The sequence below is a fragment of the Rickettsiales bacterium genome (genome assembly GCA_035765535.1).
Lineage (GTDB): Bacteria > Pseudomonadota > Alphaproteobacteria > Rickettsiales > JABCZZ01 > JABCZZ01.
The window spans coordinates 290,796-317,332 of the sequence record DASTXE010000006.1 but is presented as its reverse complement, the minus strand read 5'-3'; the positions used below and the strand labels follow the sequence as shown (position 1 = coordinate 317,332).

The window sequence follows — 26,537 nt, the reverse complement described above, 5'->3', positions numbered from 1 at the left end:
TATGGCTAAGAAAGAAAAATCCGCAGTTAAGAAAGAAAAAGCCATTGGCGGCAAGCGTTACGCTGCTGCTGCAAAGCAGGTTGACCGTGCGAAGGCTTATACGCTGAAAGAAGCTGTTGCTCTGATCAAGGGGGGCGCTAAAACGAAGTTCGACGAGACGGTGGATATTTCCATCAATCTCGGTGTCGACGTGAAGCAGTCCGACCAGCAGGTGCGCGGCATGGTAGCGATGCCCAACGGTATCGGCAAGACGATCCGCGTTGCCGTATTCGCCCGTGGCGATAAAGCTGCTGACGCTGTGAAAGCCGGTGCTGAACTGGTTGGCGCTGACGACCTGGCGGAAAAGATCCTCAAAGGCGAAATGAACTTCGACCGTTGCATTGCAACCCCGGACATGATGGCGGTTGTGGGCAAGCTCGGTAAGGTGCTCGGTCCGCGTGGCCTGATGCCGAACCCGAAGCTCGGCACCGTTACGCCGAACGTGGCTGAAGCTGTAAAGAACGCTAAGAGCGGTCAGGTTGAATTCCGCGTTGAAAAAGCGGGCATCGTGCATGCCGGCGTTGCTAAGGCAAGCTTCAGCGAACAGGCTATTGAGCAGAACCTGAAAGCATTCTTCGATGCTGTCAACAAAGCAAAGCCTGCCAACAGCAAGGGCAACTATATTAAGAAAGTATCGGTTTCCACGACAATGGGACCGGGTGTGAAAGTGGATGTTGCGAGCCTGCTGGCCGCTGCATAATAAGGGGAATTGAGATGAACCGTACTGAAAAGAAAGAGTTGATTGAAGGCCTCAATCAGTCCATCAGCCAGTCCAGCATCGTGCTGGTTGCGCATTACAAAGGGCTTACCGTGGCTGAAATCACTGACCTGCGCGTGAAGATCCGCAATACCGGCGCAGGCTTCAAGGTGACCAAGAACAAGCTGACACAACGTGCGCTGACCGGAACCCAGTTCGAACAGATTTCGGGCATGTTCGTCGGTCCGACCGCTATCGCTTATTCCAGCGATCCGGTTGCTGTTGCAAAAGTACTCAGCGAATTCGCGAAAGCCAATGAAAAGCTTGTGATGCTGGGCGGCGCTTTCGGCGCGACCCTGCTGGACGCAAAAGGTGTCACCGAACTGGCAAAGCTGCCTTCGCTCGACGAACTGCGCGCCAAGATCATCGGCCTCCTCAATGCTCCGGCGACCCGTATCGCCAGCATTCTGCAGGCTCCGGGCGGTCAGGTTGCCCGCGTTATCGGCGCACATTCCCGCAAGGATGCTGCGTAAGCGCACTAACGACGATAAATTACTTAAAAAGCGGCATAGTAATATGCCGCTTTTTTTTGTTTCTGGTATACCGTGCCAGACCGTTACCCAAAAGCCGCCGCTGCGGATTTTTTGTATAAAAATCACCCCCTAAAATATTTTTGTATATTTGCAATATGCAATAAGTTTGTTATACCGCCATATCACCAACCACTCAGTGTAATGTACAGACCATGCATAATGACAAAACCTGCTGCGGCGGGCATCACGCAGAAGAAAACCAGCCCCAAGAAGGAACGACTCGCAGAGACTTCCTGGTACTTGCAACCACAGGCGCAATGGGCGCTATTGGCGCTGCGGCAACTGCCTGGCCTTTCATTGACAGCATGAATCCTTCCGCGGACGTACTTGCGCTTTCCTCCACCGAAGTTGATCTTTCCCCCATCGAACCTGGTCAGGGCATCAAGGTGAAATGGCGCGGCAAGCCGGTTTTCGTGCGCCACCGTACGCCTAAAGAAATCGAGGAAGCGGAAGCGGTACCGGTTGAAACGCTGCGCGATCCCCAGAAAGACGATGAGCGTGTGAAGCCGGGTCATAAGGAATGGCTGATCGTTATCGACGTATGCACGCATCTGGGCTGCATTCCGATTGCTTATCAGGGGGATTTCGGCGGCTGGTTCTGCCCGTGCCACGGCTCCCAGTACGATACGGCCGGACGCATCCGCAAAGGCCCTGCGCCGCTTAACCTGGCCGTGCCTGAATACACATTTCTAACCCCTACCAAAGTACGGATTGGCTGATATGCATCATAACGACAATACATCTTCCGTTCAGGGTGAACAAAACGGTGCGCAGGGTATCGGCACCACCATCAAGAACTGGATCGAATTTCGTCTGCCGATCTTCTCGCTGCTGGACGGCGTGCTCGGCAGCTATCCGGCTCCGAAAAACCTGAACTATCTGTGGAACTTCGGCTCTCTGGCCGGAATGGTGCTGGTGATCCAGCTGCTGACCGGGATTTTCCTTGCGATGCATTATACGCCGCACAGTGCGATGGCGTTCGACAGCGTCGAAAACATCATGCGCAACGTCAATTACGGCTGGCTCATGCGCTATATGCATGCGGTTGGCGCGTCCATGTTCTTCGTGACGGTTTACATCCATATCTTCCGTAACCTCTATTACGGATCTTACAAATACCCCCGTGAAATGCTGTGGTGGCTCGGTATTGTCATCATGCTGCTGATGATGGCGACTGCTTTCATGGGTTATGTATTGCCGTGGGGGCAGATGAGCTTCTGGGGTGCAACAGTGATCACGAACCTGTTCAGCGCATTCCCGATTGTTGGTCCGCACATCGTGACCTGGCTGTGGGGCGGCTACTCGGTGGATAATCCGACGCTAAACCGTTTTTTTGCGCTGCATTACCTGCTGCCGTTCGTGCTGATCGGGATTATCATCCTGCATATCTGGGCGCTGCACCAGCATGGTTCCAACAACCCGACTGGGGTTGACGTGAAGACCAAGAAGGATACGGTTCCATTCAATCCCTACTATACGATCAAGGATCTGTTCGGGATTGGCGTTTTCCTGATCTTCTTTAACTACCTTGTGTTCTTCCACCCGAACGCTTTGGGCGATCCGGACAATTATATCCCGGCCAACCCGATGGTGACCCCGGCACATATTGTGCCTGAATGGTATTTCCTGCCATTCTATGCGATCCTGCGTGCGGTACCGGATAAACTCTGCGGCGTACTGGCGATGTTCGGTGCGATCATCCTGCTGTTCTTCCTGCCGTGGCTGGATTACTCCAAGGTGCGCAGTGCCAAATACCGTCCCATTTTCAAATGGGCGTTCTGGGTACTGTTGCTGGATTGCGTAGCGCTTGGCTATCTGGGGGGAAAACCGCCGGAAGGGATTTACGTGATCCTCGGCCGCGCAGCTGCAATCTATTACTATCTCCATTTCCTCGTGCTTGTGCCTTTAATCGCTCGGTTTGAAAAACCGCTGCCGTTACCGGAAAGCATCGACGCATCGGTAAAGGGGCACTAAGCATGAAGAAGATGAAAGTATCGCATTTGGCTGGTTTCGCTCTGGCGGCTGTGCTTGGTTTAGGGGCTGTTGCGCAGGCGACGGAAGGCGAAGAACCGAAGCATCTTGAATGGCCGTTCGACGGCATGACAGGGCGTGTGGACAAGAAAGCTGCGCAGCGTGGCTTCCAAATCTATAGCCAGGTTTGCTCCACCTGCCATTCCATGAACCATCTTGCTTACCGTAACCTGCAGGACCTGGGGTTCAGCGAAGAAGAAGTGAAGGCTGTTGCTGCCAGCAAGCTCGTGCCGGACTTCAACGATAAAGGGCAGGCGATCATGCGTCCCGGCAAAGCATCGGATACCTTCGTCGCCCCTTATCCGAATGAAGAGGCTTCCCGTGCAGCGCATGGCGGTGCTTATCCGCCGGATCTGAGCCTTATTATCAAGGCGCGTGAAGACGGTCCGAACTATGTTTATTCGCTGATCACAGGATTCGGTAAACCTGCACCCGCAGATGAAAAGCCGGTGCCGAACAAATTCTACAACCCGTATTTCTCAACCCATTGGATTTCCATGCCGCCTCCGCTGTCTGACGGTGTCGTAACCTATCAGGATGGCACGCCTGCGACTGTTGACCAGATGGCGAAAGATGTCGTTATCTTCCTGCAGTGGGCTGCTGAACCGGAAATGGAGCAGCGCAAACAGATGGGCCTGCATGTGCTGGGCTTCCTGATTGTGTTTACCAGCCTACTTTATGCGGCTAAGCGTTATGTCTGGAGAAACGTGAAGCACTAGGCTTTACGTCTCCTGCTGATTTCTAAAAACACCCATGGCATTGCCGTGGGTGTTTTTGTATGGTGTTTTGCAAACATTGCTTTGGAGGCGTTTATGTCGACAGATTCAGGGCAAGCCCTGCTTGCCGGGCGTAGTGTAATTGCGGTTTCGGGAAATGACGCGCGTGATTTCCTGCAGGGACTTATTACGAATGATGTGCGCCAGGTTACGCCGCAGCTGGCCATTTTTACTGCGCTGCTCTCGCCGCAGGGCAAGTTTCTCTATGACTTCTTTATTATCGAGCACGAGGGGAAGTTACTACTCGATATTGAGCGCATGTATGAAGCGGAACTGGTGAAGCGTCTCAGCATGTATAAATTGCGGGCACAGGTGGAGATTGCACCGCTCTCCGATTGGCAGGTGGCTGCCGTCTGGGGGACTCCACCGGCAGGGCAGGGTGAAGTTATCTATGCCGATCCCAGACTTCCGGCCATGGGAGTGCGTATGCTCGGCAGGAATCTTTCCGTCGCGGGTGATGAAGAAACATACCATGCATACAGGCTAGCGCTGGCGATTCCTGACGGAGCAAAGGATCTGACGCAGAACCGCTCCCTGCCGATGGAATGGGGGTATGACAAGCTCAATGCAATTGACTTCAACAAGGGTTGCTATGTGGGGCAGGAGGTGACGGCGCGCTCCAAACACCGCGCGACATTGCATAAAATGGTGCACCGCGTGCAGGCGGATACTGCATTGCCACCGCGCGACACTGCCATTATGTCTGGCGAGCGTGAAGTGGGGCAGATGGCGAGCAGCAACGGCAATATTGGGCTTGCAATGCTGAATCTGGATGCGGTTGCATCCGGTGCTCCGCTGGAGGCGGCAGGAGTGAAACTGCAGGCCGAACGTCCGGCCTGGTCGCTTATCCCTTAATCATCGCCTGGAATTCGTTCCATTCGCCTTTGCCCATGCCGCTGGATTCCTGCGTGACCTGTTCGCCTGCCAGCATCTTGCGGATGGCGGCCATGCCTTTGGCGGAAACGCTTGCCCCGCCGACACGGTAATTCATGAAGGCTTCATAGGTGGTGGGCAGCCAGCGTTTCAGCACGTCCAGCATCACTTCCGCATAGACGCGGATTTCATACTGCGCATGCGGATCGGCGCGTAAGGACAGGAAGTGCATCAGGTTATGAAGGTCGACCTTCCAGTACCATTGCGTATAATAATTAAGTGTCAGGTTCATGCGTGCGAGTTCGCGTGCGAGGCCTTTCTTGGAAGGATCAATCGGTGTGCCGTCTTCCTTCTCGTTCAGCATTTCAATGTAATGCTCATAAACCTGTGCGGAATCGTCTTTCAGCAGGCTGAACACGCGCTGCGCTTCCGCGCCTTCCACGAGATCGCCGCGGCCCTGGCGGTTCTTCTGCGACTGGGCAGCAAGCTGGTCCGGTGTTGGGATATAGAATTCGCGGTCGAGAATGGAATAACGCGCGGAGTATTCGTTTACGTTCGCGGTGCGGTGCCTGATCCACTGGCGAGCCACGAAAATGGGTAGTTTGATGTGGAACTTGATTTCGCACATTTCGAATGGGGTGGAATGGCGGTGACGCATCAGGTAATTGATGAGGCCGGCATCTTCATTGACCTTTTTGGTACCTTTGCCGTAGGAAACGCGGGCGGCCTGCACGATGGCGGAATCGTCGCCCATATAGTCGATCACGCGGACGAAACCATGATCAAGAACGGGCAGGGGCTTATACAGTATATTTTCCAGTTCGGGAGAGATTGCTCTGAAGGTCTTATTTGCTTCGCCACGTACTGCTTCGATTTCCTGTGCCTGTTCGTCCGTCAATGCCATGTTTATGCCCTTTTACTGTCTGCCGATCTAACTGTTGTGATAATCACAACATCCTGTTTACAGGGGGGGAGGGCGATAAGCAAGTGCGGCGATGGCCGATTAAGTAACGTATGTCTTTTTTTATAAGAAATATAAACGAGTCATAATGAGGCAGGTTAATTAACAATTATTAATCTCATTAAATTTTTATTATACAGTATGTTGTTTGGCGTCTATTAAGGCCGGATCGCTCGATTAGAGTCCCAGGACAGGGTCACCAAACCTTTTGACAGGGTGCGGCCTGTGCGTGTATGTTCTGCCCGAAAAACTGCTGGATCACAAAGCAGAATTAAACGTTAATTTAGTACTTTATATGAAAAAGAGAGTCCGCAAAGCCGTATTTCCTGTTGGGGGGCTTGGCACGCGTTTCCTGCCCGCCACGAAGTCCATGCCTAAAGAGATGTTGCCGGTTGTGGATAAGCCTATTATCCATTATGCTTATGAAGAAGCGGTTGCCGCCGGGATTGAAGAATTTGTCTTCGTTACCGGGCGAAACAAAAGCGCGATCGAAGATCATTTCGACCATTCGTACGAATTGCAGCACAATCTTTCCAAGCGCGAGAAGAAGAAAGAGCTGGAGCTGACCTCCGACTGGCTTCCGCCTGCAGGCAGCATTGCCTATACGCGTCAGCAGGAACCGCTCGGTCTTGGCCACGCCGTGTGGTGCGCGCGCCAGCTGATCGGCGATGAGCCGTTCGCGGTGATTCTGGCGGACGATATGGTGCTCGCCAAAAAGCCCTGTCTTGCGCAGATGGTGAAGGAATATAAAGGCGGCAACATGGCTGCGGTGATGGATGTGCCAAGGGAGCACACTAAGAGCTACGGTATTCTCGATATCAAACACTCGGAAGGCAAGCTCGTGACCGCCAAGGGGCTGGTGGAAAAGCCGGACCCCAAGCATGCGCCGTCCACACTGTCGATCATTGGCCGTTACATTCTTGATCCCAGTATTTTCGATGTGCTGGAGAATCAGAAAAAAGGCAGCGGCGGCGAGATCCAGCTGACGGATGCCATGAACTCCATGATTCCGGATATGCCGTTCTTTGGGTATCGTTTTGACGGCAGGCGATATGACTGCGGTAATAAGGTCGGTTATATCGAGGCGAACATCGCGTTCGCGCTGAACCATGATGATATGCGCGACCAGGTGTTGGAGATTCTGAAACAGTTCAACAAGTGAGATGACGTAAAATGAAGATTGTATGTGTCGGAACCGGCTATGTCGGTCTTGTATCGGGTGTATGTTTTTCAGAATTCGGATTTACCGTAACTTGCGTCGATAAGGACAAAAGCAAGATAGAAAAGCTTAATGCCGGTCAGGTGCCGATTTATGAGCCTGGCCTGGACAGCCTGATGCATGCCAACGTTAAAGCGGGAAGGCTGTTTTTCAGCGACGATCTCGCAGGTGCGCTCAAGGATGCGGACGTGGTATTCATCGCAGTGGGAACGCCGACGCGTTATGATGACAGCTACGGCTATGCGGATCTTTCCTATGTATTCGCAGCGGCGGCTGAGATCGCGCGTTCAAGTGAAAAATATATTCTCGTCGTGACAAAATCCACCGTTCCGGCTGGTACGGGCAGAAAGATTGCGGAAGTGATGCGCGAAGCGAATCCATCGCTCGATTTTGATGTGGCTTCCAATCCTGAGTTCCTGCGTGAAGGTTCGGCCATTGAAGATTTCATGCGTCCCGACCGCGTAATCGTAGGCGTGGAAAGCAAACGTGCGGAAGATATTATTTCCGAATTGTATCGCCCGCTTAAGCTTACCAATACGCCGATTCTATTTACTTCGATTGAGTCTTCGGAATTAATCAAATACGCAGCTAACAGCTTCCTGGCTACGAAGATTGCTTTCGTTAACGAGATGGCGGATCTGTGCGAAAGGCTCGGCGCGAACATCGTGGATGTGGCGCAGGGCATGGGCATGGACAGCCGCATCGGCAGGCGCTATCTGGAACCGGGACCGGGCTTCGGCGGCTCGTGCTTCCCGAAAGATACGCTGGCGCTCGTGAAGATGGCGGAGTCGGCAGGGATCAACTCGCGCATTGTGGAAGCGGTCGTGCTGTCGAACGATCTTCGCAAATACCGCATGACGGAAAAGATCATTGAAGCGTGCGGCGGCAACTTGCGCAATAAGACCGTTGCGGTGCTGGGGCTTACGTTCAAGCCGGGCACGGACGATATGCGCGACAGTGCAAGCCTTGTCATTATTCCCGAACTGCTGAACGGGCAGGCGAAGGTCAGGGTATATGACCCGCAGGGTATGAATGAGGCGAAAAAGCTGCTCACAGGTAAGATCGACTGGTGCAGCGAAGCCTATGAAACCATGGAAGGTGCGGATATACTTGTCATCCTGACGGAGTGGAATGAGTTCCTGCGCCTTGACTTGGAGAAGGTGAAGAGCCTGCTGAAATTGTCGACTGTTGTTGATCTTCGCAATATCTATAAGCGTGACGAAATGAAGCGGGCAGGGCTGAACTATTACTCCGTCGGCAGGCCGCCGGTGGAAGTGCAGGAAGGCCGGATACATCTTGCGACCAATAGCGGTACGGCTACCAAAGCTTCCAAGTAGTCTATCATTATGCTCAGATGTCATGCCGTGGCTTGACCACGGCATCTCAGTCGTTGGATGAGATCCCGCTGTCAAGCAGCGGGATGACGTTAGCAAAATATCTTAAAAGAAAAAGCCATCCCAGTTTCCCGGGATGGCTTTTTTGTATGCGCTCTTTTCTGAGCTTACTCGTAGTAATCCGCTACGAGCTGGTTCAGCAGGCGGATGCCGTAGCCGGTCGCGCCTTTGGGGGTGACGTCCAGATCGCCATGCGCCCAGGCCATACCGGCGATGTCCAGATGCACCCACGGGGTTTTCTTGTCTTTAATGAAGCGCTGCAGGAATTGTGCGGCGGTAATGCTGCCGGCTTCGCGGTCTTTGCCAATATTCTGCATGTCGGCGATGTCGGAGTTGATCTGCTTGTCGTACACATCTGCGAGCGGCAGGCGCCATACTTCTTCCCCGGCTTTTTTACCGGAAGCGAAAAGCTGATCGGCCAGTTTGTCGTTGTTGGAGAAGAGGCCTGCGCGGCTGGTGCCGAGTGCGACAACGATAGCACCGGTCAGCGTTGCGAGGTCGATCACGAAAGCGGGATTGAAGCGTTCCTGTGTGTACCACAGCGCATCCGCCAGCACGAGGCGGCCTTCCGCATCGGTATTCAGCACTTCAATCGTCTGACCGGACATAGAAGTCACTACGTCGCCCGGGCGCTGCGCGTTGCCATCCGGCATGTTTTCCACGAGGCCGACAACACCAACCGCGTTCACTTTCGCCTTGCGGCCTGCGAGTGCTTTGATAAGACCGATCACTGCGCCTGCACCTGCCATATCATATTTCATGTCCCACATATTGCCAGCGGGTTTGATGCTGATGCCGCCCGTGTCGAACGTCACGCCCTTGCCGACGAAAGCGAGCGGAGCGTCAGACTTGCTGCCGCCTTTCCACTGCATCACGACGAGTTTCGCTTCGCGTACGCTGCCCTGGGCAACGCCGAGCAGCGAGCCCATGCCGAGCTTTTTCATCATTGCGGCACTCAATACTTCCACCGTGACGCCGAGCGCAGTCAGTTCCTTGCAGCGTTCTGCCAGCGATTCAGGATAGATAACGTTTGCCGGTTCGCTGACCAGATCACGCGTGAAGAAAACACCTGCGACGATTTTCTCAAAGACATCAAACTGTTTGCCTGCAGATTTTGCGTCTTTTACCACGACTTCGATTGCTGCAAGCGTCGGCTTTTCTTCAGCTTTCTTCGTGGTGTGGTATTTGTCAAAGCTGTAAGCGCGCAGTTTTGCGCCGTATGCGATATTAGCCGCGATGGAATCTGCGCTGATTTTGACGCCCGTGATAGCGTCTACAATCAGGCGGGCTTTCTTAACGCCTGCGCTGTTGAGATGGCCCGTGAGCTTGCCGCCTGCGGACTGAGCTGCCAGCAGGTCGAATTCCTTTTCTTTGCCGATGCCCAGCAGCACGAGACGCTGCACGCTCAGCCCGTGAGGCGCTACTATGGAAAGCGTCTGGCCTTTCTTGCCGGTGAATTTACCTGCCGCGACCGCCGTTTTTACCGCGCCGCCCGTCATTTTATCCAGCGCAGCAGCGGCGGGCAGAAGTTTACCGCCATCGCCGACCAGCGCTACGAGCGTATCGAATGAAGATTTTACTTTTGCATTTTCCTTATCGGTCGTATGTTCGGCGAAAGAGACAGTGATCATATTGAACCCCTATGCATCGTTACAATATTTATATCATGAAACAGCTTGCCCAGGCGGCAACGCTTATAACCTTGAGCCTTACCAGCATAATCTGGCTTACGCAAGCTCTTCGCTTTATCGATTTCATTGTGGATCGAGGCTTATCGTTCGTTAGTTTTCTCGAGCTGACGCTGATGCTGGTGCCGTCGCTGATGCTGTTTGTCATTCCGTTTGCCATATTGTGCGCGGTGCTGTTCGTCTATTACCGCCTGATGATGGATAGCGAATTGCTGGTACTGTCGGGGGCGGGGCTGAGCCGGTTTCAGGTTGCCCGGCCTGCGGTTAATGTTGCGGTTGTCGCTACGCTGATCTGCTACCTTATCTCACTCTACCTGCTGCCTGTCAGTTATCGCGAGTTCAAGAATATGCAATCTTTTCTGCGCGATAATTATGCGTCGCTGCTGCTGCAGGAAGACGTGTTCAATACTCCTGTAGACGGATTGACCGTTTACATTCACGACCGCGATAAGAACAGCATACTGCATGGCATTATTGTGCATGACAGCCGCGATACGAAAAAGCCGCCGGTGACCATGATGGCGGAAGAGGGGAAGCTTCAGCAGACTGCGCAGGGGCCGCGCTTCATCCTTTATAACGGCAACCGCCAGGAAGTGGAGAATGGCAAGCTTTCATTCTTGAATTTCGACCAGTATACGCTCGATATCAGTTTTTACGCTTCGGCAGAAGGCGCACGCGAGCGCCAGCCGGAGGAAATGTTTCTGTGGGAGCTGCTATATCCCAAGGGAGCAGTGGGTATTGAGGCCGCAAGGCTCGTGGCGGAAGGCAATAACAGGTTGAGCTGGCCGCTTTTCCCGCTGGCCTTGACGCTCCTGTCGATGGGAGTGCTGCTGACCGGGCAGTTCAACCGCCGTGGCCAGTGGCGCAGGATCTGCGCGGTCATCGGTATTGCGGTTGTGGCGCTTGCAGCTTCGGTCGGTTTCCTGAACCTTGCCGTGCAGCACCCTTGGGTCATTGCACTGATGTATGCTAATGCGCTCGTTCTGATTGCGGTAAGCCTCTGGAATATGGGGGATCATATTGCTCCGGGGCGGCACATAATGAGACAGTGATTGTCATATAATCTTCATGCGCGTGGGCATGCCTGTGTGTTATAGTTGTGTTCTATTTCATAAGGATAAAGAACATGGCTGAGGTCACGAACCAAACAGCATCCGCAGGGAATGCTTCGCCGAAAAACAGGGCAGGGCAAGATGGGCAGGAGCAGAAGGAGCATCAGCAACGCACAGGATCGCGTCTGACGGTTGCCGGGATTGCTGCCTTCGTAGGCGCTGATCTCGCGATACGGGTTCCGTTGCTTTATAATCTGGTGACCGGTAAGGGCAGGGAGCAATTGCCTGCTGACGGTAATTTTCTGCAGAAGGCAATTAAGTCTGGCGTGGGCGCCTTCAAGCAGAAAAATACTGCGATTGCGGCTGCAGCAGGAGCGCTGGCGCTGGGAACACTTGGGTGGATCAGAGGTAAAGACATAGAACGCCCCACTGATATGGTGCGGCATCCTTTGCAGTCAGCTGCAACCTTGTTCGGAATTAAATCTAAGAATAATGAAGCAGACAAGCAAGAGACAGCGCCTCCTCTGGGCGTATCGCCACAAAGCGGCATACTGGATATCAACGATGAGAGTGGTCTGCTCCAGTCTGCCCCGGGCCTGCAAATGACAGGTGGTTCGGCAATTCCGGCCGGTCCGGCCGGTTCCACCCAAGAAAACAGCGGTGGCAAATGGCAGCAAAAAGCGGCACAAAGCAGCGGACAAGAAAGAACTATCGGTTAAATCACTAGAAAAGGCAGGCTTCGTCTGCTTCGGCTAATCTCTGATTGCTCTTGCTATGATAACATTGCGCGCGCAGGCGGCGGGCATCCTGGTTGCCGGAAAATAGATCCAGCGCTTTGGTGAAGCCGGAAATGGCAAGTTCAATATCTCCTGCCGCCAGCCATTGCTCCGCCCGGGCGCAGTGCCGTGCGGATGCGAAGCGGTGATAGGCGTCATGGTTAATATGAGAGAGCCGGATAGCGTGGGAAAATTCTTCTGCTGCTGCTTGAGGGTGACCCATCAGCATCAGGCATCTTCCTCTCAGGAAACGGCTATTGCTATGTTCATTGGCAGGCACGATTTCTAAAGCCTGTTCATAATCCTGTTTTTCGAAAAAGATGGCGGCCTTGTCATGTGCTTCTGTTTCAAGAGTCGCTGGTTCCCCTATTGCAGAGCAAAAATCTGCGTCAAGAAGAGGATGTTTCGTATAGCCCGTTATGTTGTCCAGAGCGGCATCTCCCGACAGCAACCGTTTTCTGCCTGTGAGTGCTAAGTCGTTGAAGTGGTCCTGAAAAATAGCCTTATCGTAGGCGCGTTTTGCCTCCTCTTTATTGCCAAGCAGATGCAGCGTATGCGCCAGCCACAGATATTGTGCAGAAGCCTGGTAATGGTAGTGGTGATGGTATGCATCGCACGGTAATGGCGATGAGGGAGGAACGGGGTGACAATCCGTCCTTTTTGTGGTATAATTCGTTTTTATTTCGGCAGTTTCGCACTGCCCTGCTTTTTGCGCTGCAGCATAAGTTCCGGCACTTGCTGCTTGCCACCCGTTACCCGTCTCTTTATTATCCTTTTCGTAAGAAGCGTCTGGAGAGAATGACATGGCAAAAATTAAGGTTAAAACCCCGGTAGTGGAAATTGACGGTGATGAGATGACGCATGTCATCTGGAGATTCATCAAGGATATGCTCATCCTACCATATCTCGACATCGATTTGAAATATTTTGATCTGAGCATCCAGAATCGTGATCGCACGGACGACAAGGTGACTTTTGATGCCGCTCATGCGATCAAGGAATACGGTGTGGGCGTGAAATGCGCTACTATCACACCGGACGAAGCGCGCGTGAAAGAATTTGGCCTCAAGCAGATGTGGAAATCACCCAACGGCACGATCCGCAATGTGCTGGATGGTACGATTTTCCGCGAGCCGATTATCTGCCGCAACGTGCCGCGTTATGTGCAAGGGTGGGCGAAACCTATCATCGTCGGCCGTCATGCGTTTGGCGACCAGTACAAGGCGACAGATTTCGTCGTGCAGGAACCGGGCAGGGTAACCATTAAATTTACTCCTTCCAGCGGTGCCGAGCCTACGGAATACGATGTATTTGATTTTCCGGGACGCGGCGTGGCGATGGCCATGTATAATATGGACGAATCCATCATCGGGTTCGCGCGCACCTGTTTTAATTATGGGCTGCTGTCTAAGTTGCCGGTCTATTTCTGCACCAAGAACACGATCCTCAAGAAATATGACGGCAGGTTCAAGGATATCTTCCAGTCGATTTATGAGACTGAGTTCAAGGAGCAATATGAGAAAGCGGGCCTTACTTATGAACATCGCCTGATCGACGATCTGGTTGCGTTCGCGATCAAATCCGAGGGCGGTTTCATCTGGGCGTGTAAGAATTACGACGGCGATGTGGAATCCGATGTTGTGGCGCAAGGGTTCGGTTCGCTGGGGTTGATGACGTCCGTGCTGATTACGCCGGATGGCAAGACGGTGGAAACCGAGGCGGCTCACGGCACGGTTACACGCCATTTCCGTGATTACCAGCAGGGCAAGGAAACCTCCACGAATCCGATTGCTTCCATCTTCGCCTGGACTTCGGCGTTGCGTTACCGCGGTCAGTTCGACGGGACACCGGAAGTGGTTGCCTTTGCCGAGCGGCTGGAAAAGGCGACGGTCGGGGCAGTGGAAGCAGGTTTCATGACCAAGGATCTGGCGCTGCTGATCGGCAAGGACCAGAAATGGCTCACGACCAAGCAATATATGGAAAAAGTGGCGCAGGGCCTGCAAACCGGTGAACGTTCGCGCGGAGCTGCTTAGAGGCTTTGCAATTCTTTCTGAATGCGCCAGAAAATGATTCTGGCGATTGGAGAAGAGGCGTCCGCAGGCTGCTGATAAGGTGAGGTGCGGCCGTTTCTTCGGGCAATCGCTTCGTTCTGCGCTATTCCCCGGGCAATCGCTCCGCCTTCAAGATAATGTATGATCACTTTTTCCTGATACTTCATCGTATGGAGGGCTTCCGTTCCATTGCGGTCAGTCAAGATCGTCCCGTCTATGGCGGCCTGCGAAACGGCAAAGCCATGGTTTCCCCTGTTAAGCTGCCCGATCAGCGCATCGAACTGGTTTTCGGACATGGTAATCTTCTTTATGGCGGTATAGCTTATAGCGTTCATCGGTATCTTCCTCATTTCTGGAAGATATATCATGAGTTTATTAAGATTTTATTACGGGCGAGAAAAATAATGCGAGGTGAATTCGGGAATGCGGCGTTATCAGGCTTACCGCGGGCTTGCTTTTTTGCGATAAATCATTAAAAGGGGGCAATTGCCATTGTTATTGTAAGGGAGCCCGTAATGTCCGCTATTTCCGCGTTTATTGATAAAAATTACCGCCATTTCAACGCTGCCACGCTGCGTGAGGCTGCTACGGCTTACCGTAAGCATCTGGAAGATGGCGGAATTATGTTCATGACGCTCGCCGGTGCGATGAGCACGGCGGAACTCGGCGTTTCGCTGGCGGAAATGATCCGTCAGGGCAAAGTGGCTGCTATTTCCTGCACGGGCGCGAATTTGGAAGAAGATCTCTTCAATGCTGTTGCGCACAATTATTATAAGCGCATTCCGAACTACCGCGACCTGACACCGCAGGATGAAAAGAATCTCTGCGATACCAACATGAACCGCGTCACCGATACCTGCATTCCGGAAGAGGAAGCAATGCGCCTCGTCGGCGGTTTCGTGATCGCGGAATGGGAAAAGGCGCAGGCGGAAAAGAAATCCTACTTCCCGCATGAATATCTCTATAAAGTTGTGCTGAACCCGGAATTCCAGAAACTGTTCCAGATCCCGAAGGAAAACAGCTGGATGCTGGCGGCGGCGGAGAAGAACATCCCGATTTACGTTCCGGGCTGGGAAGACTCGACACTCGGCAACTTCTTCGTTGCGCACCGCCTGAAAACCGGGCTGGAATTCAGCGTGATGAAGGGCGGCCTGCAGTATATGGAGCATATCTCCTACTGGTATACCGAACAATCGGCCAAGAAGAGCATTGGCTTCTTCCAGATTGGCGGCGGCATTGCCGGCGACTTCCCGATCTGCGTCGTGCCGATGCTGAATAAAGACCTTGAGCGCGGCGTTCCGGCTTGGGGCTATTTCTGCCAGATCACGGACGCGCAGGAAAGCTATGGCGGTTATTCCGGTGCGCTGCCCAACGAAAAGATCACCTGGTGGAAGCTCGAGATCGACACTCCGAAATTCGTTATCCACAGTGATGCGACCATCGTGGCTCCGCTGATCTTCGCTTACGTTCTGGGCCAATAATTTTTTAATGGAAAATCCGGTCACGATCGGCGGGTTGCTAAAATCAGGGGCGCAAAGGCTTGCAGGTGCCGGACTGGAAAGTTACGTGCTGGATTCTTCCATCCTGCTTTCGCATGCCATGGGAGTAAGACGCGAACTGCTGTTTCTGGAACCCGGAAAGGTTGTGGACGCAGCAGCGAAAGAGGCGTTTGACGTGTGTATAACACGCCGGGGAAAATATGAACCGATAGCGTATATTACAGGGAAAAAAGAGTTCTGGAGCCTTGATTTTACTGTAACACGTGATACACTTATTCCCAGACCCGATAGCGAAACTTTAGTTGAAGCTGCGCTGAAACGAGCTGAAAAGATAGCTCAAGAACGGGTTAAGCCGTTAACATTACTGGATATTAGGATATTAGACATAGGAACTGGTACTGCCTGTCTGCTTATTGCGCTATTAAAAGAATTGCCACTGGCGCGTGGACTAGGGGTGGATATCAGCGAACCGGCTTTACAGGTGGCAAGCCATAATGCACAAACTCATGGAGTAGCAGACCGTGCCGGTTTCACAAAAAGCAATTGGTGTGACGCAGTGAACGAGACATTCGACCTCATTATTTCCAATCCGCCTTACATTGCGAGCGGCGACCTGCCGGAATTGATGCAGGACGTTGCAGAATACGAACCGCACTCCGCCCTGTTTTCCGGGACGGACGGCATGGATTCCTACCGTGCGCTTGCCGCGCAGGTGGGGGATAGACTTAACAGCGGCGGGTATGCCCTGTTTGAAGTGGGGCAAGGGCAGGCGGATGCGGTTGCGGGGTTCCTCGCACAGCAGGGCCTGACGGTCGATGAAATCAAGAATGATCTGGCAGGGACGCCGCGTTGCGTCATTGCCAGGAAAACGCATTAAGGGAGTTAGGACTTTGAATATGCATAACAACAACAATAAGCGCAGGCAGAACAACATGGGTGGCGGCATGGGCGGCCAGCAGAGGCATGGCGGCAGCAACCGCCCGCGCCGTTTCGGTGGCGGCGGTGGCAACCGCATGAATGACGATTCTGCTAACGTAGTACGCGTGCGCCGCAATGCGACCCAGGCGCGTGAGAAATACCAGAACATGGCGCGCGACGCGATGTCCATGGGCGACCGCGTGCTTGCCGAAAACTATCTGCAGCATGCCGAGCATTATTACCGCGTGCTGCTGTCGCTGCCGCCGGAAGAAGTGCGCCAGCCTCATAACCGCAATATGTCCCAGCAGGACGGCGAAGGCCATGCGGAAGACGGTCAGGAAAGAGTGGCGGACGGTCATGGCGGCGAAGAAGCCCACCATGGCGAAGATGCCTCCAAAGTGCTGCCTGCGTTCATTACGCAGCCTGCCGCACAGGAAAATACTCCCGAATAATATTTTTATATTGTGACGCTGCAGGCGAACCGCTATCAATCGACTGCAGCCTGCTCATGTGTGCCCGTAGCTCAGCTGGATAGAGCAACAGCCTTCTAAGCTGTAGGCCGCGCGTTCGAATCGCGCCGGGCACACCAATCCTTAGATGTAGGCAATTTTGCCAGTATGTCGAAGGGCTTTTTTAAGGAATAGCAGAGCGTTGTGCCTTGTATTTCTAAGTTCGCAAATACAAAACCTATAAGCTTACGCTTTTGATCCATGTGCGAACGCTCAAAGCATCATACGCACGCGAGGTTAGCTCAAGCAAGGCTGACAGCGTATAGTAAAAGCTTTCATCCGCTTTGGTGTGGCCCGAAAGCTGAAAATCTATTTCCTGTTGTCGCTGTTTGAGTGTCTGCACTTTTGTGTCGTATATGCTCTGTGTAATACTCTGTTCAATCAATAAATCAACCAGCCGATCTAATTTGTTTTTGATGCTGTCATATTCCCTGCGTAAACCATCTATAAGTTGAGCTTGATATGCTTCTTTGGCTGCATGTGTTGCTTTTAGATGTTTTCCAATTTGTGTAAGCAAAAGTTCAGGAACACGAATAGCCTTAAATACGCTTGTAAGCTGATTTAAAACCACTTCTTCACGCATGGGGATGCACTTGCATATACCCTGCGACTTGGTAGGTCGTAGGTACACGTAGCCTTTTTTGGCATAGCTAGAATATGAGCAGCCACAGTCTTTGCACTTAACTAGGCCACGAAACAGGAAGGGTTTATCTGCATATTTGAAAGGTTTTTTGTTGGCTGCTTCACGTACTTGCTGGCACTTATTGAAAGTACCTTCATCAACAATGTGCGGATAGTTATGGGGGTAGGTTTGCCCTTTGATAGTCATATGTCCGATATAAAAAGGGTCTTGTAAAATGCGATGGATATGAGATTTAAGAAGGATATTACCGTTTTTACTGCGTATGCCCCATTTTTTAGCAAAGGTAGTCATATCACCAAGCGTATAAGCTCCTGTAGCGTACTCTTGAAACAGGCGCTTAATTAAAAAACAACGTGTCTCATCTAAAATAATATCCGCTTTCATCCGCTGCTGCTTAGGCACATTTAGATAGCCTATTGGTGCTTGTGATATGTATTCCCCTTTCTTGATTTTATAATCAATACTGCGCTTTACATTGTCCTTGAGTGAATCCACAAAATTTTGAGCCATCACGATCTGGATATTCCACATAAGTCTATCATTAGAGTTGGAGTCCTTATGCACAATGCCTCCTGTGCGTGCGAAGTGCAGTTCTATTATATCTTGGTTTATAAGGTCATTGAGTACAGGCTGCTCAGTGAAATTGCGCATTAGTCTGTCAACTGCGTCTACAATAATGGCAAGGCGTTTATGTGTTTTGGCGTAGGTTTCTTTAGCAAAGGCCAGCATTTCCTTGAATTTCTTCCTATTACCTACGGTAGAGCTTTCGGTAATTTCAAACACCTTTAAAATGTCAAGATTCTTACGCTGGCAGTATTCTTTGAGTTTAGCGGTCTGTGCGGCTATGGGTGCAGAAACACGAAGTTCAAGGTCTCCGGTAGATAACCGACAAACATCTACATACCGATCAGCCATGGTCTGACCCAGTAAGTTTTTAATAAGAGCTGCTGTATCCCGTTGTTCTACCGATAACTCAATGTTCTTAATTTCTTCGTTCATTATCAGGCTACAAGGAATTGTTGTATTGTCTGTAGAGTAGGTGACAGAGAAATGATATCCTGATAATGACTAGTTCGCAACGTGTCCACTAGGGCACACCAATCGGGATAGTTACGCTTTTCCGCGCCCTTCAAGAACAGTTTGGGCGCTTTCCACGCCTGCGGCTTTAAAGGCTTCCATTGCAGCGCGACCTTCACCTTCTGCACCGTAAATACATAAATGCCAAGTTCCGCTTCTGTATAGTTCATCTGCTGTGCGTATCCCTATATCTTTAGAAACCAGATCACATCTTAATCCTGCCTGATGTGCCAGGCGTACCAATTCGTCAGCTGGATTTCCTCCAGATGTAGGACGGGTATAATTATGATCGCCAGATACGAGACACATTGTAGGAAATGTATAGGGCCTTCCGCTAAAATCCCCACTACTTATTTGACCAAATTGATTTCGGGTACGCCAGGGGCCCGATGGTAGATATCGTGAGGCCTCCTCGACGGTCCTCAATCGATCTGCTCCTCCCAGTGCAGCAACTAATTCTTCAACCTTTGTCTGGTCAATGGGCATAAAAATCTTTTCTAAGTGAATTTGTTTGCTGTCATTTTAGCGCTATTATAAAAATCGTCACTGAAATTGTTCCGGATTGTTAGGCGAATACAGCTATGTTGGAGACTGTTAAATTACTGTTGCCCGCACTTGTCCCTTCCTGGCGTTTTTTCGATAGGATTGCCGCTTCGCCGCGTGTTGAGTTCAGGGCTGGTGCTGGCGAGTGGCGGGAGTTTTGCCCACGGCCTGCCTATCTTTCTTTGGGCAGCATGTTAAAGCGCCTGTTCTGGAATCCGCGCTGGAATGAGTCGTTATTTATGGTCAGTTGTGCCGAGCGGCTTTTGCATGACGGTGAGGCGCATTGTGCGCGAGCGATTGCCGATCGGATCAGAACCCAATTCATAAAAGACGGCACGCAAGCGGATCGCCTGCAGTTCAGGCTGGTGTTTATTCACAGGGAAGGGGAGCGGTTACAGAAAGAAGTGACATTTGTTTCGCCTGTTTATCCGGTGGCGGGCGGAGGCGTATGAGTCTGGCGTTTGCTGTCCGCATTACGGAAATATTGCTCGCGCTGGCGTTCCTGCAGCAGAGTGTTGAGCATCTGCATGCTCCGCAGGATGAGCGGCGGTTGTTTCTGTTTCGTATTGTCTTGAGCGCGTTGCTGCTGCTGGGGATTCAGCCTGCATGGATGTGCCTTGGCCTCGGTGTGCTGGCGCTGTTTATCCTCAGGCGTTTTCACGGGCCTTATAATGGCGGCAGCGACCGTATGAGCCTGCTTATTCTGTTCTGTCTGATATGCGTCCATTTCATGCCGGTGCTGCAATGGAAGGAATATGCGTTTGGGTATCTGGCGCTGCAATGCGTGCTGTCTTATTTCATTGCGGGCTGGGTCAAGATTGTGAACCCCGAGTGGCGTAAGGGGCGAGCGCTTCAGGATGTGTTCCGGTTCTCGGCCTATCCGGTCAGTGAATCTTTGCGAGGATGGGCACACCGGCCGAAGCTACTGCTGGTTATGTCATGGGCGGTCATGCTGTTTGAGCTGTCGTTTCCCCTGACATTGCTGACGCATGTTACGCTTATTGCAGGTTTGGTTGTTGCCGCAGCTTTTCACTTTGCCAATGCGTGTCTGTTTGGTCTGAACAGGTTTTTCTGGATATGGCTTGCGGCTTATCCGTCTATTCTGTGGTTTCAGGAGCGTATTGGCGGATGAGCTATAGGAACGATTACGCGAGTCTGAATGACGGCACCAGAAAGCTGATCGAGCTGCTGGTGGAGGGATTCAGCGCGGAAGAGCAGGAAAAGAGACGGGCGGCTTATGTAAGCAATCCTGAAACGCTGCTACCGGTCGCAGAGGATGAAGTGCGGCGCAGGGAACTGGGTATTACCAAAGTCAGTGAACATAAATCTATCCATTTAGCGGTGCTGGATGATTGCGTGAAATACGCGGAGTATTGCGGATATCCCAAAATTGCTCAGTTGTTCAAACTCGAAATGCCCTATGCGGCCAGAGTAAGTGCGGATCAGCTGGTGGATCTATTGGTGGAAGATCTGTCACAGGAAATGCAGGCGGAAAGACGTGCAGCTTATGCGAAAGATCCTTACCTGCTGCTGGCTGTCGTAGAGGACAGGGTGAAGCTGGCGGAGCTTGGCATTACTCACGAGAGCGCGCAAAGGGCTGTGCATATCGAAGCGCTCACGGCATGTATTAAAGCAGAAGAATCTTATGGACAGCGGAGTATTGCCGAGCTTTATAAAAGAGAGCGGGCGATGCTGAAGGCCATGCAGGAAGGTAAAGCACGCTGAATTATTCGGCGCTTTCTATCTCATTATAGAATCTGAAGAGATTACCAGCCGCTTTCTTTGCTGCATACATGGCCAGGTCGGATTGACGCATGAGAAGTTCGCAGGTAGTGCCTTCGTTCTCGCCGCTCATGTAAAAAGCGATGCCGATACTCACGCCGATTTCCACATCCTGATTATTGATGCTGAACGGCTCGGTGATTTTGTGGATGATTTTCTGGGCTACGGTGGCGCAATCCTGCCGGGTGGGGATATCTTCCATCAGCACTGCGAATTCATCCCCGCCGAAGCGCGCTGCGGTGTCGTAAGGGCGGACGGATTCCTTGAGCCTTTCTGCGACCGCTTTCAGCAATGCGTCCCCGGCAGCATGCCCCAGCGTATCGTTGACCTGTTTGAAGCGGTCGAGGTCCAGAAAGAATACGCCGATGCCTACGGTGTGGCGCTTGCTTTTCTCCAACGCCATATTCAGGCGGTTTTCAAAGAATGAGCGGTTGGCAAGCCCGGTGAGCGTATCGAAGTTAGCCTTGGTCAGCAGATTGCCTTCCAGCTGTTTGCGCTGGACGGCGTACTGGATTGCCCGCTTCATGCCAGGGCCATTAATATTATCTTTGAACAAATAGTCCTGTGCGCCGCCGGCAACTCCGCGCATGGCCATATCTTCATCCTTCAGCGATGTCAGGATGATCACCGGAGTGGAGGGCGCCACGTTCTGGATGGTGGAAAGGCCGGAGAATTCAATCGTATCCGGCAAATGCAGGTCCAGCAAAATAATGTCGAACGTATTTTCGGACAGAGACTGCAGCGCCTCGCGTAAGTTAGCGGCATACTGGATATGGTATCCGTCAGGCGAGATGGCGTTCAGGGCTTTTTGCACCAGCAGCGCGTCGGTCGGGGCATCGTCGATAAGTAATAGATTCACTTTCTGCTGCACTTTTTTACCTCTTAATCCTCATCGGTAGCGTAAATTTGAATGTAGTTCCTTTTCCCGGGGTTGATTCCACCCATATCTTACCACCGTGCCTTTCCACAATCTTTTTTGCAAGGGTTAAGCCGCTGCCGGTGCCGGGATACTGGGCATCGCTATGGAGCTTGCGGAACAGCAGAAAGACGGCCTGCTGGAATTCAGGCTCGATCCCTATACCGTTATCCTGCACGCTGAACTGCCACGCATCCGCCTGCTTTTGCGCGGATATTTTTACCTCGGGCACGGTACCCGGTTTGTGGAACTTGAAGCCGTTATCAATCAGTATCTGGAAAAGGCGGGCGATCTGATTTGCGTCGGCTGAGATCGCAGGCAGGGAATCGTTCTGAAGCACTTCCTGTTCTATGCCCAGAAGCGTCTGACGCTCTGTTTTATAAGCGGCGAGGAGTGCGTTGCAGTCTACAGGGGAATAGGCAAGGGAAGCAGTGGAAATGCGTGAATATTCGAGCAGACTTTCCAGCATGGCCTGTATTTTCTCACCACCCTGCTGGATCATATTGACATAGAGATTGCCTTCTTCATCCAGCTTGTGGGCATATTCGTCCCTGAGCAGTTTGGAGATTTCGACCACGCCGCGCAAAGGAGCGTTGAAGTCGTGCGAGATGATGTAAGTGAATTCCTTGAATTCCCTCGCGAGTTGTTCCGCGTCCAGTGAGGAGGGGCTGGTTTCCATGAATTCTATCCTTCGGTTCCTGTATTCTTTTCCGGCAGGGTGGCGACCATGAACCAGAAATCTTCCAGGCTGCGTACAATCTCAACGAATTTGTCCAGATTCACCGGCTTTACCACATAGCTGTTGGCATGCAGGTTATAGCTTTTGACGATGTCGAGTTCTGCCTTGGAACTGGTGAGGATCACCACGGGAATGGATCGTAAATTCTCGTCCGACTTTATTTCTTCCAGTACCGCCTGGCCGCTTTTCTTGGGGAGATTCAGGTCCAGAAATACAATATCCATTTTCGGCAGCGAAGCATATTCTCCTTCGCGTTTCAGTATCGCCAGCGCTTTATTACCATCTTCAGCGATGGTGATGTTATTGGCGATCTTAGCGCTTTTGAACGCTTTCCTGGTTAGCAGGATATCGCCGGGGTTATCCTCCACCAGCAATATTTCTACAGGCCTGCCTTTGGTTGCGACTGGTTCGATGTTTGTCATTCCTTAGTCTCCTTGCAATAGGTTAAGAGCCGTATAGCCTTATTCTTATCAAGTCTTCAATAATGCGCTGCCTGCTCAAATCTACAGGTTTGACAATATAGCTGCTGGCCTGAAGATCATAGCCCTGCGAGATTTTCTGCTCCTCGCCCGAGCCTGTCAGGATGACCACGGGGATATCCCTTAAATAGCGATCCGATTTGATCTGCTTTAATATGTCCATGCCGCCCATTTTAGGCAGGCTCAGATCCAGCAGAATAAGATCGGGCGGATTATTCATGCTGTAGATACCTTCCTGATTCAGTATCTGCATTGCCTGTTCGCCATCTTTTGCCACGGTGAGAATATATGGCATTTCCAGGACTTCAAAAGCTTTCTTCGTCAAAAGCACATCGTTCTGGTCGTCCTCAACCAGAAGAATCTCTGCAGGTCTTTTACGGGGTCTTATCTGTCTTTCGGTCATAACATACCTCCTGATATTGATCACTATCCGTTGGCAAAAAGCTGTATCGTCCTGTTCCACATCAATGTCCGAATCATATCTGTGAATTTTTCCGGATTGATCGGCTTGACGATATAGCCGCTTGCATAGAGATCATAGGTTTTGGTGACATCTGCTTCTGTATGCGACCCGGTCAGGATGATAACAGGGATGTGCCTTAATTTCTCATCGGATTTGAGTTCCTGTAAAATAGCAATGCCGCCTTTTTTAGGCAGGTTCAAATCCAGTAATATCACATTTGGTGAGGGAGATGATTCGTATGGCTTTTCGCGGCGCAGGATACTGAGCGCCTTATCGCCATCCTCGGCGACTGTGACATTATTGGCGAGCTTTATACCGCCGAGAGTTTTGCGGGTCAGCAAGGCATCGGTTGGATTATCCTCAATTAGTAATATCTCCAGCACCCGATTTTTGCCTGATATATTCTCCTGCTGATTCATAAACTCATTTCCCTGTTTATTCCTGAGATCACTTCGGAATGGTGAAATAGAAAGTGCTGCCTTCGCCGGGTTTGGATTCCACCCAGATTTTTCCTCCATGATTTTCCACGATTTCCTTACAGACGGAAAGGCCGATACCGGTGCCTTTATATTCTTGCCAGCTATGGAGCCGGACGAACGGTTCGAATATCTTCGCTGTGTGCTCTTCCTCCATGCCGATGCCGTTATCGCGGACAGAGAACTGCCATAAGTCTCCGGCATCTTCCACGCCTATATGAACCTCAGGTGCCGTGCCAGGCGCCTGATATTTCAGCCCATTGCTGATCAGATTCTGTAGCAGGCTCGTAAACTGCACAGGATTACCCTGGATATTGGGAAGCATGTCATAAGTGACGTGTGCGCCGCAATCCTTGATAGCCTGAGAGAGATTTCCGAGAATATAAGCAAGGTCTTCCATCACATTGATTTCCTGCGGCCTGAAGGCGTCCTTGCCGACGCGCGCATACTCCAGCAATCCTGCAACCATGTTCTGCATGCGGGTGGCGGAGTCCGTGATGAATTTTATGTATTCCCTGCCTTCATCATCGAGCTTATTGCCGTATTCGCTTTCAATCAGGGCGGCAAAATTCGACATCATCCGCAGCGGTTCCTGCATATCGTGAGAGGCGACATAGGCGAACCTGTTCAACTGGGCATTAGACTGGTTTAACTGGGCCAGCAACTGCTTCTTGGCGGTGATATCCTGAACCTGTTTTATGAGGTAGTGCGGAGTATGATCAGCTTTGCGTACAAGAGATGCATTGAGCAGGCCCCATATCTGATGCCCATCCTTGTGCAGATAGCGTTTTTCCATTTCATAACTTGAAATTTCTCCTTTCAGAAGCTGGTTTGTCTTTTCCAGGTCTTCCGCTATATCTTCGGAGTGCGTTAATCCCTGAACGGTGCTGCTTAGGAATTCTTCTTCCGTAAAACCGAGCAGGTTGCACAGTGCCGGATTCACAGCTTTATATGTATTATCGGGGTTTACGAGCGCCATTCCAATGGAAGCACTCTCCATGGCGGCGCGGAATGTTTCTTCACTCTGGCGCAGGCGATCATTTATAACCGCATCGCTCAGTGCCGCGGAAAGCACGCCTGCCATCAATTGCAGTATCGTTACGTGTTCTTCATTGAAGGCCATCACTTTCGAGGACATAACTTTTAAGACACCCACAGCCTGCTGTTCGCGTGTCAGGGGCACGACCACCATTGAAGCAACACCAAGCTTGCGGCATGCAGCCTTATCAACACGTTCGTCCGTTTCGGTATTATCGCATCTGAGGGTAGTATTTTCCCGTACGCATAGTCCGGAAAGGCTACCTAGCGCTTTAATACGCATGCCTACATAAGGAGCAACCACACCGCTTGCGGCACGGTAAACCATTTCGTCGCCTTCCAGCATTTCAATAACGCCGCCGCCCGCATTGGTGATGGCCTGCATACGATGGGTGATGATATCCATTGCGGTCTGCAGATCGTGATGCAGATGCGCTACTTCACGCTGAACAGAGACGATAACCGATAAGGAGTCGCCTTTGCGCTTTAACTCGCTCATATTTTTGTGGAGCAGCAGCAATAATATTGTAATTCCGGCATAGAATAGTCCAATGCTACCTAGCGTCATATACTCGGTATGTTTTAATGCCTCCGCGTCAGCTTCCACGCGTCTTTTCAGCAGCCTGTCTTCCTCAATTAGCATCTCTTCGGTGATACGGCGTATCGCATCCATGATCAGCTTGCCGTGTACAAGATCGAGAGGACCGTTCAGCGCTTTCAGGCCGTCTTTGTCATATGCGATGATGGATGCGGCGGCATAGGCTATCAGATCCTGCGTCGCCTTTTCCAGACGCGTCAGGTTATATTGCTGGTATGAATTGTCATCGGTCAGCTCATGCAAGATATGCCATTCCTGCATAATGGAGCGATGGCGTACACCGAGAATGCTGTTGTCGTCCTGTAATGCTTTGTCGTAACGTAAGAGATAATTGCGGTCATGGGTTAACAGATAACCTCTATAACTCAGCGATATATCGTTTGCCCGTTCAATAAATTTTTCAATATGCTCCCGGACTTCATGCGTATGCACCACCCATTTCTGCGTGTCCTCTGTTTGCTTATGCTGAACGTATAATCCGTATCCGATCGCGGTGGCCAGTGCGGACACAAGCGCAATATTTAACGACCGTGAGAATCTTACCCAATAGGACATTATGTTCCCTTGTGGTTGCCAGGAAATAAGCAGCGTAAGAATATCCATAGACTTCATATAACATGCTTACCAAGGCGGAGAACCTCACACGTATATTCAAGCCCATGTTGGAGATTGTATTATATACGTAATTTCAATTATTAGGAAGCTAT

Annotated in this window: 29 protein-coding genes and 1 tRNA gene; 18 read left to right on the top strand and 12 right to left on the bottom strand. The window is 51.5% G+C overall.

Translation table 11 applies throughout. The features are described from left to right. Position 1 precedes the first annotated feature (1 nt). The 6 genes from rplA to VFT64_10130 all read left to right on the top strand — a co-directional run bounded on the left by rplA (position 2) and on the right by VFT64_10130 (position 4,991). Complete coding sequence (gene rplA, locus VFT64_10155) at positions 2-739, top strand: 50S ribosomal protein L1 (protein HEU5048190.1); 738 nt, start codon at positions 2-4, stop codon at positions 737-739. A gap of 14 nt (positions 740-753) precedes the next feature. Beyond that, positions 754-1,269, top strand: a complete 516-nt coding sequence (rplJ, locus tag VFT64_10150; protein ID HEU5048189.1) for a 50S ribosomal protein L10 — start codon at positions 754-756, stop codon at positions 1,267-1,269. Positions 1,270-1,481: 212 nt separating this feature from the next. Then, complete coding sequence (gene petA / locus VFT64_10145) at positions 1,482-2,048, top strand: ubiquinol-cytochrome c reductase iron-sulfur subunit (GenBank protein ID HEU5048188.1); 567 nt, start codon at positions 1,482-1,484, stop codon at positions 2,046-2,048. Between the two features lies 1 nt (position 2,049). Continuing rightward, positions 2,050-3,303: a cytochrome b N-terminal domain-containing protein gene (locus VFT64_10140; protein ID HEU5048187.1), complete on the top strand. Its 1,254-nt coding sequence runs from the start codon at positions 2,050-2,052 to the stop codon at positions 3,301-3,303. Positions 3,304-3,305: 2 nt separating this feature from the next. Next, positions 3,306-4,079, top strand: a complete 774-nt coding sequence (locus VFT64_10135) for a cytochrome c1 (GenBank protein HEU5048186.1) — start codon at positions 3,306-3,308, stop codon at positions 4,077-4,079. 93 nt (positions 4,080-4,172) lie between these two features. Then, positions 4,173-4,991 carry a folate-binding protein gene (locus VFT64_10130; protein HEU5048185.1) on the top strand — a complete coding sequence of 273 codons (819 nt, stop codon included), beginning with the start codon at positions 4,173-4,175 and terminating at the stop codon, positions 4,989-4,991. Here VFT64_10130 and thyX read toward each other — a convergent pair. Next, positions 4,981-5,913: an FAD-dependent thymidylate synthase gene (gene thyX, locus VFT64_10125; GenBank protein HEU5048184.1), complete on the bottom strand. Its 933-nt coding sequence runs from the start codon at positions 5,911-5,913 to the stop codon at positions 4,981-4,983. The two genes, VFT64_10130 and thyX, sit on opposite strands and share 11 nt — an antisense overlap. 352 nt (positions 5,914-6,265) lie before the next feature. Between thyX and galU the strand changes: the two genes are divergently transcribed. Together galU and VFT64_10115 are read left to right on the top strand one after the other, a co-directional pair. Then, positions 6,266-7,132 carry a UTP--glucose-1-phosphate uridylyltransferase GalU gene (galU, locus tag VFT64_10120; protein ID HEU5048183.1) on the top strand — a complete coding sequence of 289 codons (867 nt, stop codon included), beginning with the start codon at positions 6,266-6,268 and terminating at the stop codon, positions 7,130-7,132. Positions 7,133-7,143: 11 nt separating this feature from the next. Then, positions 7,144-8,526, top strand: coding sequence for a UDP-glucose/GDP-mannose dehydrogenase family protein (locus VFT64_10115; protein ID HEU5048182.1), 1,383 nt, complete (start codon positions 7,144-7,146; stop codon positions 8,524-8,526). A gap of 164 nt (positions 8,527-8,690) precedes the next feature. On the opposite strand, the gene VFT64_10110 is transcribed toward VFT64_10115, so the two are convergent. After that, entirely contained in the window at positions 8,691-10,214 is a 1,524-nt protein-coding gene (locus VFT64_10110; GenBank protein ID HEU5048181.1) for a leucyl aminopeptidase, read from the bottom strand. Positions 10,215-10,225: 11 nt separating this feature from the next. On the opposite strand from VFT64_10110, the gene VFT64_10105 reads away from it, so the two are divergent. Together VFT64_10105 and VFT64_10100 are read left to right on the top strand one after the other, a co-directional pair. Then, positions 10,226-11,323 carry an LptF/LptG family permease gene (locus tag VFT64_10105; GenBank protein ID HEU5048180.1) on the top strand — a complete coding sequence of 366 codons (1,098 nt, stop codon included), beginning with the start codon at positions 10,226-10,228 and terminating at the stop codon, positions 11,321-11,323. Between the two features lie 74 nt (positions 11,324-11,397). Next, positions 11,398-12,042 (top strand): hypothetical protein, encoded by a 645-nt coding sequence (locus VFT64_10100; GenBank protein HEU5048179.1) that lies wholly within the window; start codon positions 11,398-11,400, stop codon positions 12,040-12,042. A gap of 4 nt (positions 12,043-12,046) precedes the next feature. Here VFT64_10100 and VFT64_10095 read toward each other — a convergent pair whose 3' ends face one another. Continuing rightward, positions 12,047-12,904 carry a hypothetical protein gene (locus VFT64_10095; GenBank protein ID HEU5048178.1) on the bottom strand — a complete coding sequence of 286 codons (858 nt, stop codon included), beginning with the start codon at positions 12,902-12,904 and terminating at the stop codon, positions 12,047-12,049. On the opposite strand from VFT64_10095, the gene VFT64_10090 reads away from it, so the two are divergent. Continuing rightward, on the top strand, positions 12,903-14,132 hold the full coding sequence (locus tag VFT64_10090) for an NADP-dependent isocitrate dehydrogenase (protein ID HEU5048177.1): 1,230 nt from the start codon (positions 12,903-12,905) through the stop codon (positions 14,130-14,132). The genes VFT64_10095 and VFT64_10090 overlap by 2 nt on opposite strands. On the opposite strand, the gene VFT64_10085 is transcribed toward VFT64_10090, so the two are convergent. Further along, the gene (locus VFT64_10085; protein HEU5048176.1) at positions 14,129-14,485 is read right to left on the bottom strand and encodes a hypothetical protein; all 357 of its coding nucleotides are present in this window, start codon (positions 14,483-14,485) and stop codon (positions 14,129-14,131) included. The genes VFT64_10090 and VFT64_10085 overlap by 4 nt on opposite strands. 180 nt (positions 14,486-14,665) lie before the next feature. On the opposite strand from VFT64_10085, the gene VFT64_10080 reads away from it, so the two are divergent. From VFT64_10080 to VFT64_10065, 4 genes are all read left to right on the top strand, one after another. Next, on the top strand, positions 14,666-15,631 hold the full coding sequence (locus VFT64_10080; protein HEU5048175.1) for a deoxyhypusine synthase family protein: 966 nt from the start codon (positions 14,666-14,668) through the stop codon (positions 15,629-15,631). A 7-nt stretch (positions 15,632-15,638) separates the two neighbouring features. After that, positions 15,639-16,526 carry a peptide chain release factor N(5)-glutamine methyltransferase gene (gene prmC, locus VFT64_10075; GenBank protein HEU5048174.1) on the top strand — a complete coding sequence of 296 codons (888 nt, stop codon included), beginning with the start codon at positions 15,639-15,641 and terminating at the stop codon, positions 16,524-16,526. Between the two features lie 19 nt (positions 16,527-16,545). Further along, the gene (locus VFT64_10070) at positions 16,546-17,019 is read left to right on the top strand and encodes a DUF4167 domain-containing protein (protein ID HEU5048173.1); all 474 of its coding nucleotides are present in this window, start codon (positions 16,546-16,548) and stop codon (positions 17,017-17,019) included. A gap of 60 nt (positions 17,020-17,079) precedes the next feature. Continuing rightward, positions 17,080-17,156: transfer RNA gene (locus VFT64_10065), tRNA-Arg, on the top strand. Between the two features lie 98 nt (positions 17,157-17,254). Here the strand turns inward: VFT64_10065 and VFT64_10060 are convergent. Both VFT64_10060 and VFT64_10055 read right to left on the bottom strand, forming a co-directional pair. Further along, entirely contained in the window at positions 17,255-18,718 is a 1,464-nt protein-coding gene (locus tag VFT64_10060; protein ID HEU5048172.1) for a recombinase family protein, read from the bottom strand. Between the two features lie 111 nt (positions 18,719-18,829). Beyond that, positions 18,830-19,282 carry a hypothetical protein gene (locus VFT64_10055; protein ID HEU5048171.1) on the bottom strand — a complete coding sequence of 151 codons (453 nt, stop codon included), beginning with the start codon at positions 19,280-19,282 and terminating at the stop codon, positions 18,830-18,832. A gap of 95 nt (positions 19,283-19,377) precedes the next feature. Here VFT64_10055 and VFT64_10050 point away from each other — a divergent pair, with 95 nt between their 5' ends. Genes VFT64_10050 through VFT64_10040 form a run of 3 tightly spaced genes read left to right on the top strand, consistent with a single transcriptional unit; the run spans position 19,378 to position 21,064 of the window. Next, positions 19,378-19,791 (top strand): hypothetical protein, encoded by a 414-nt coding sequence (locus VFT64_10050; GenBank protein ID HEU5048170.1) that lies wholly within the window; start codon positions 19,378-19,380, stop codon positions 19,789-19,791. Further along, a complete protein-coding gene (locus tag VFT64_10045; protein ID HEU5048169.1) occupies positions 19,788-20,471 on the top strand; it encodes an HTTM domain-containing protein in 684 nt (227 codons plus the stop codon). The genes VFT64_10050 and VFT64_10045 overlap by 4 nt, the downstream gene beginning before the upstream one ends. Next, complete coding sequence (locus VFT64_10040) at positions 20,468-21,064, top strand: hypothetical protein (protein ID HEU5048168.1); 597 nt, start codon at positions 20,468-20,470, stop codon at positions 21,062-21,064. The genes VFT64_10045 and VFT64_10040 overlap by 4 nt, the downstream gene beginning before the upstream one ends. 1 nt (position 21,065) lies before the next feature. Here VFT64_10040 and VFT64_10035 read toward each other — a convergent pair whose 3' ends face one another. From VFT64_10035 to VFT64_10010, 6 genes are read right to left on the bottom strand one after another with little or no spacing between them, the layout of a single operon-like run. Beyond that, positions 21,066-21,980: a GGDEF domain-containing response regulator gene (locus VFT64_10035; protein HEU5048167.1), complete on the bottom strand. Its 915-nt coding sequence runs from the start codon at positions 21,978-21,980 to the stop codon at positions 21,066-21,068. Positions 21,981-21,996: 16 nt separating this feature from the next. After that, positions 21,997-22,716 carry an ATP-binding protein gene (locus VFT64_10030; protein HEU5048166.1) on the bottom strand — a complete coding sequence of 240 codons (720 nt, stop codon included), beginning with the start codon at positions 22,714-22,716 and terminating at the stop codon, positions 21,997-21,999. A 5-nt stretch (positions 22,717-22,721) separates the two neighbouring features. Continuing rightward, positions 22,722-23,198 (bottom strand): response regulator, encoded by a 477-nt coding sequence (locus tag VFT64_10025; GenBank protein HEU5048165.1) that lies wholly within the window; start codon positions 23,196-23,198, stop codon positions 22,722-22,724. 22 nt (positions 23,199-23,220) lie between these two features. Then, on the bottom strand, positions 23,221-23,658 hold the full coding sequence (locus VFT64_10020) for a response regulator (protein HEU5048164.1): 438 nt from the start codon (positions 23,656-23,658) through the stop codon (positions 23,221-23,223). A gap of 23 nt (positions 23,659-23,681) precedes the next feature. Next, positions 23,682-24,137, bottom strand: coding sequence for a response regulator (locus tag VFT64_10015; GenBank protein HEU5048163.1), 456 nt, complete (start codon positions 24,135-24,137; stop codon positions 23,682-23,684). Positions 24,138-24,165: 28 nt separating this feature from the next. Then, positions 24,166-26,385: an ATP-binding protein gene (locus VFT64_10010; protein HEU5048162.1), complete on the bottom strand. Its 2,220-nt coding sequence runs from the start codon at positions 26,383-26,385 to the stop codon at positions 24,166-24,168. Positions 26,386-26,537 lie beyond the last annotated feature (152 nt).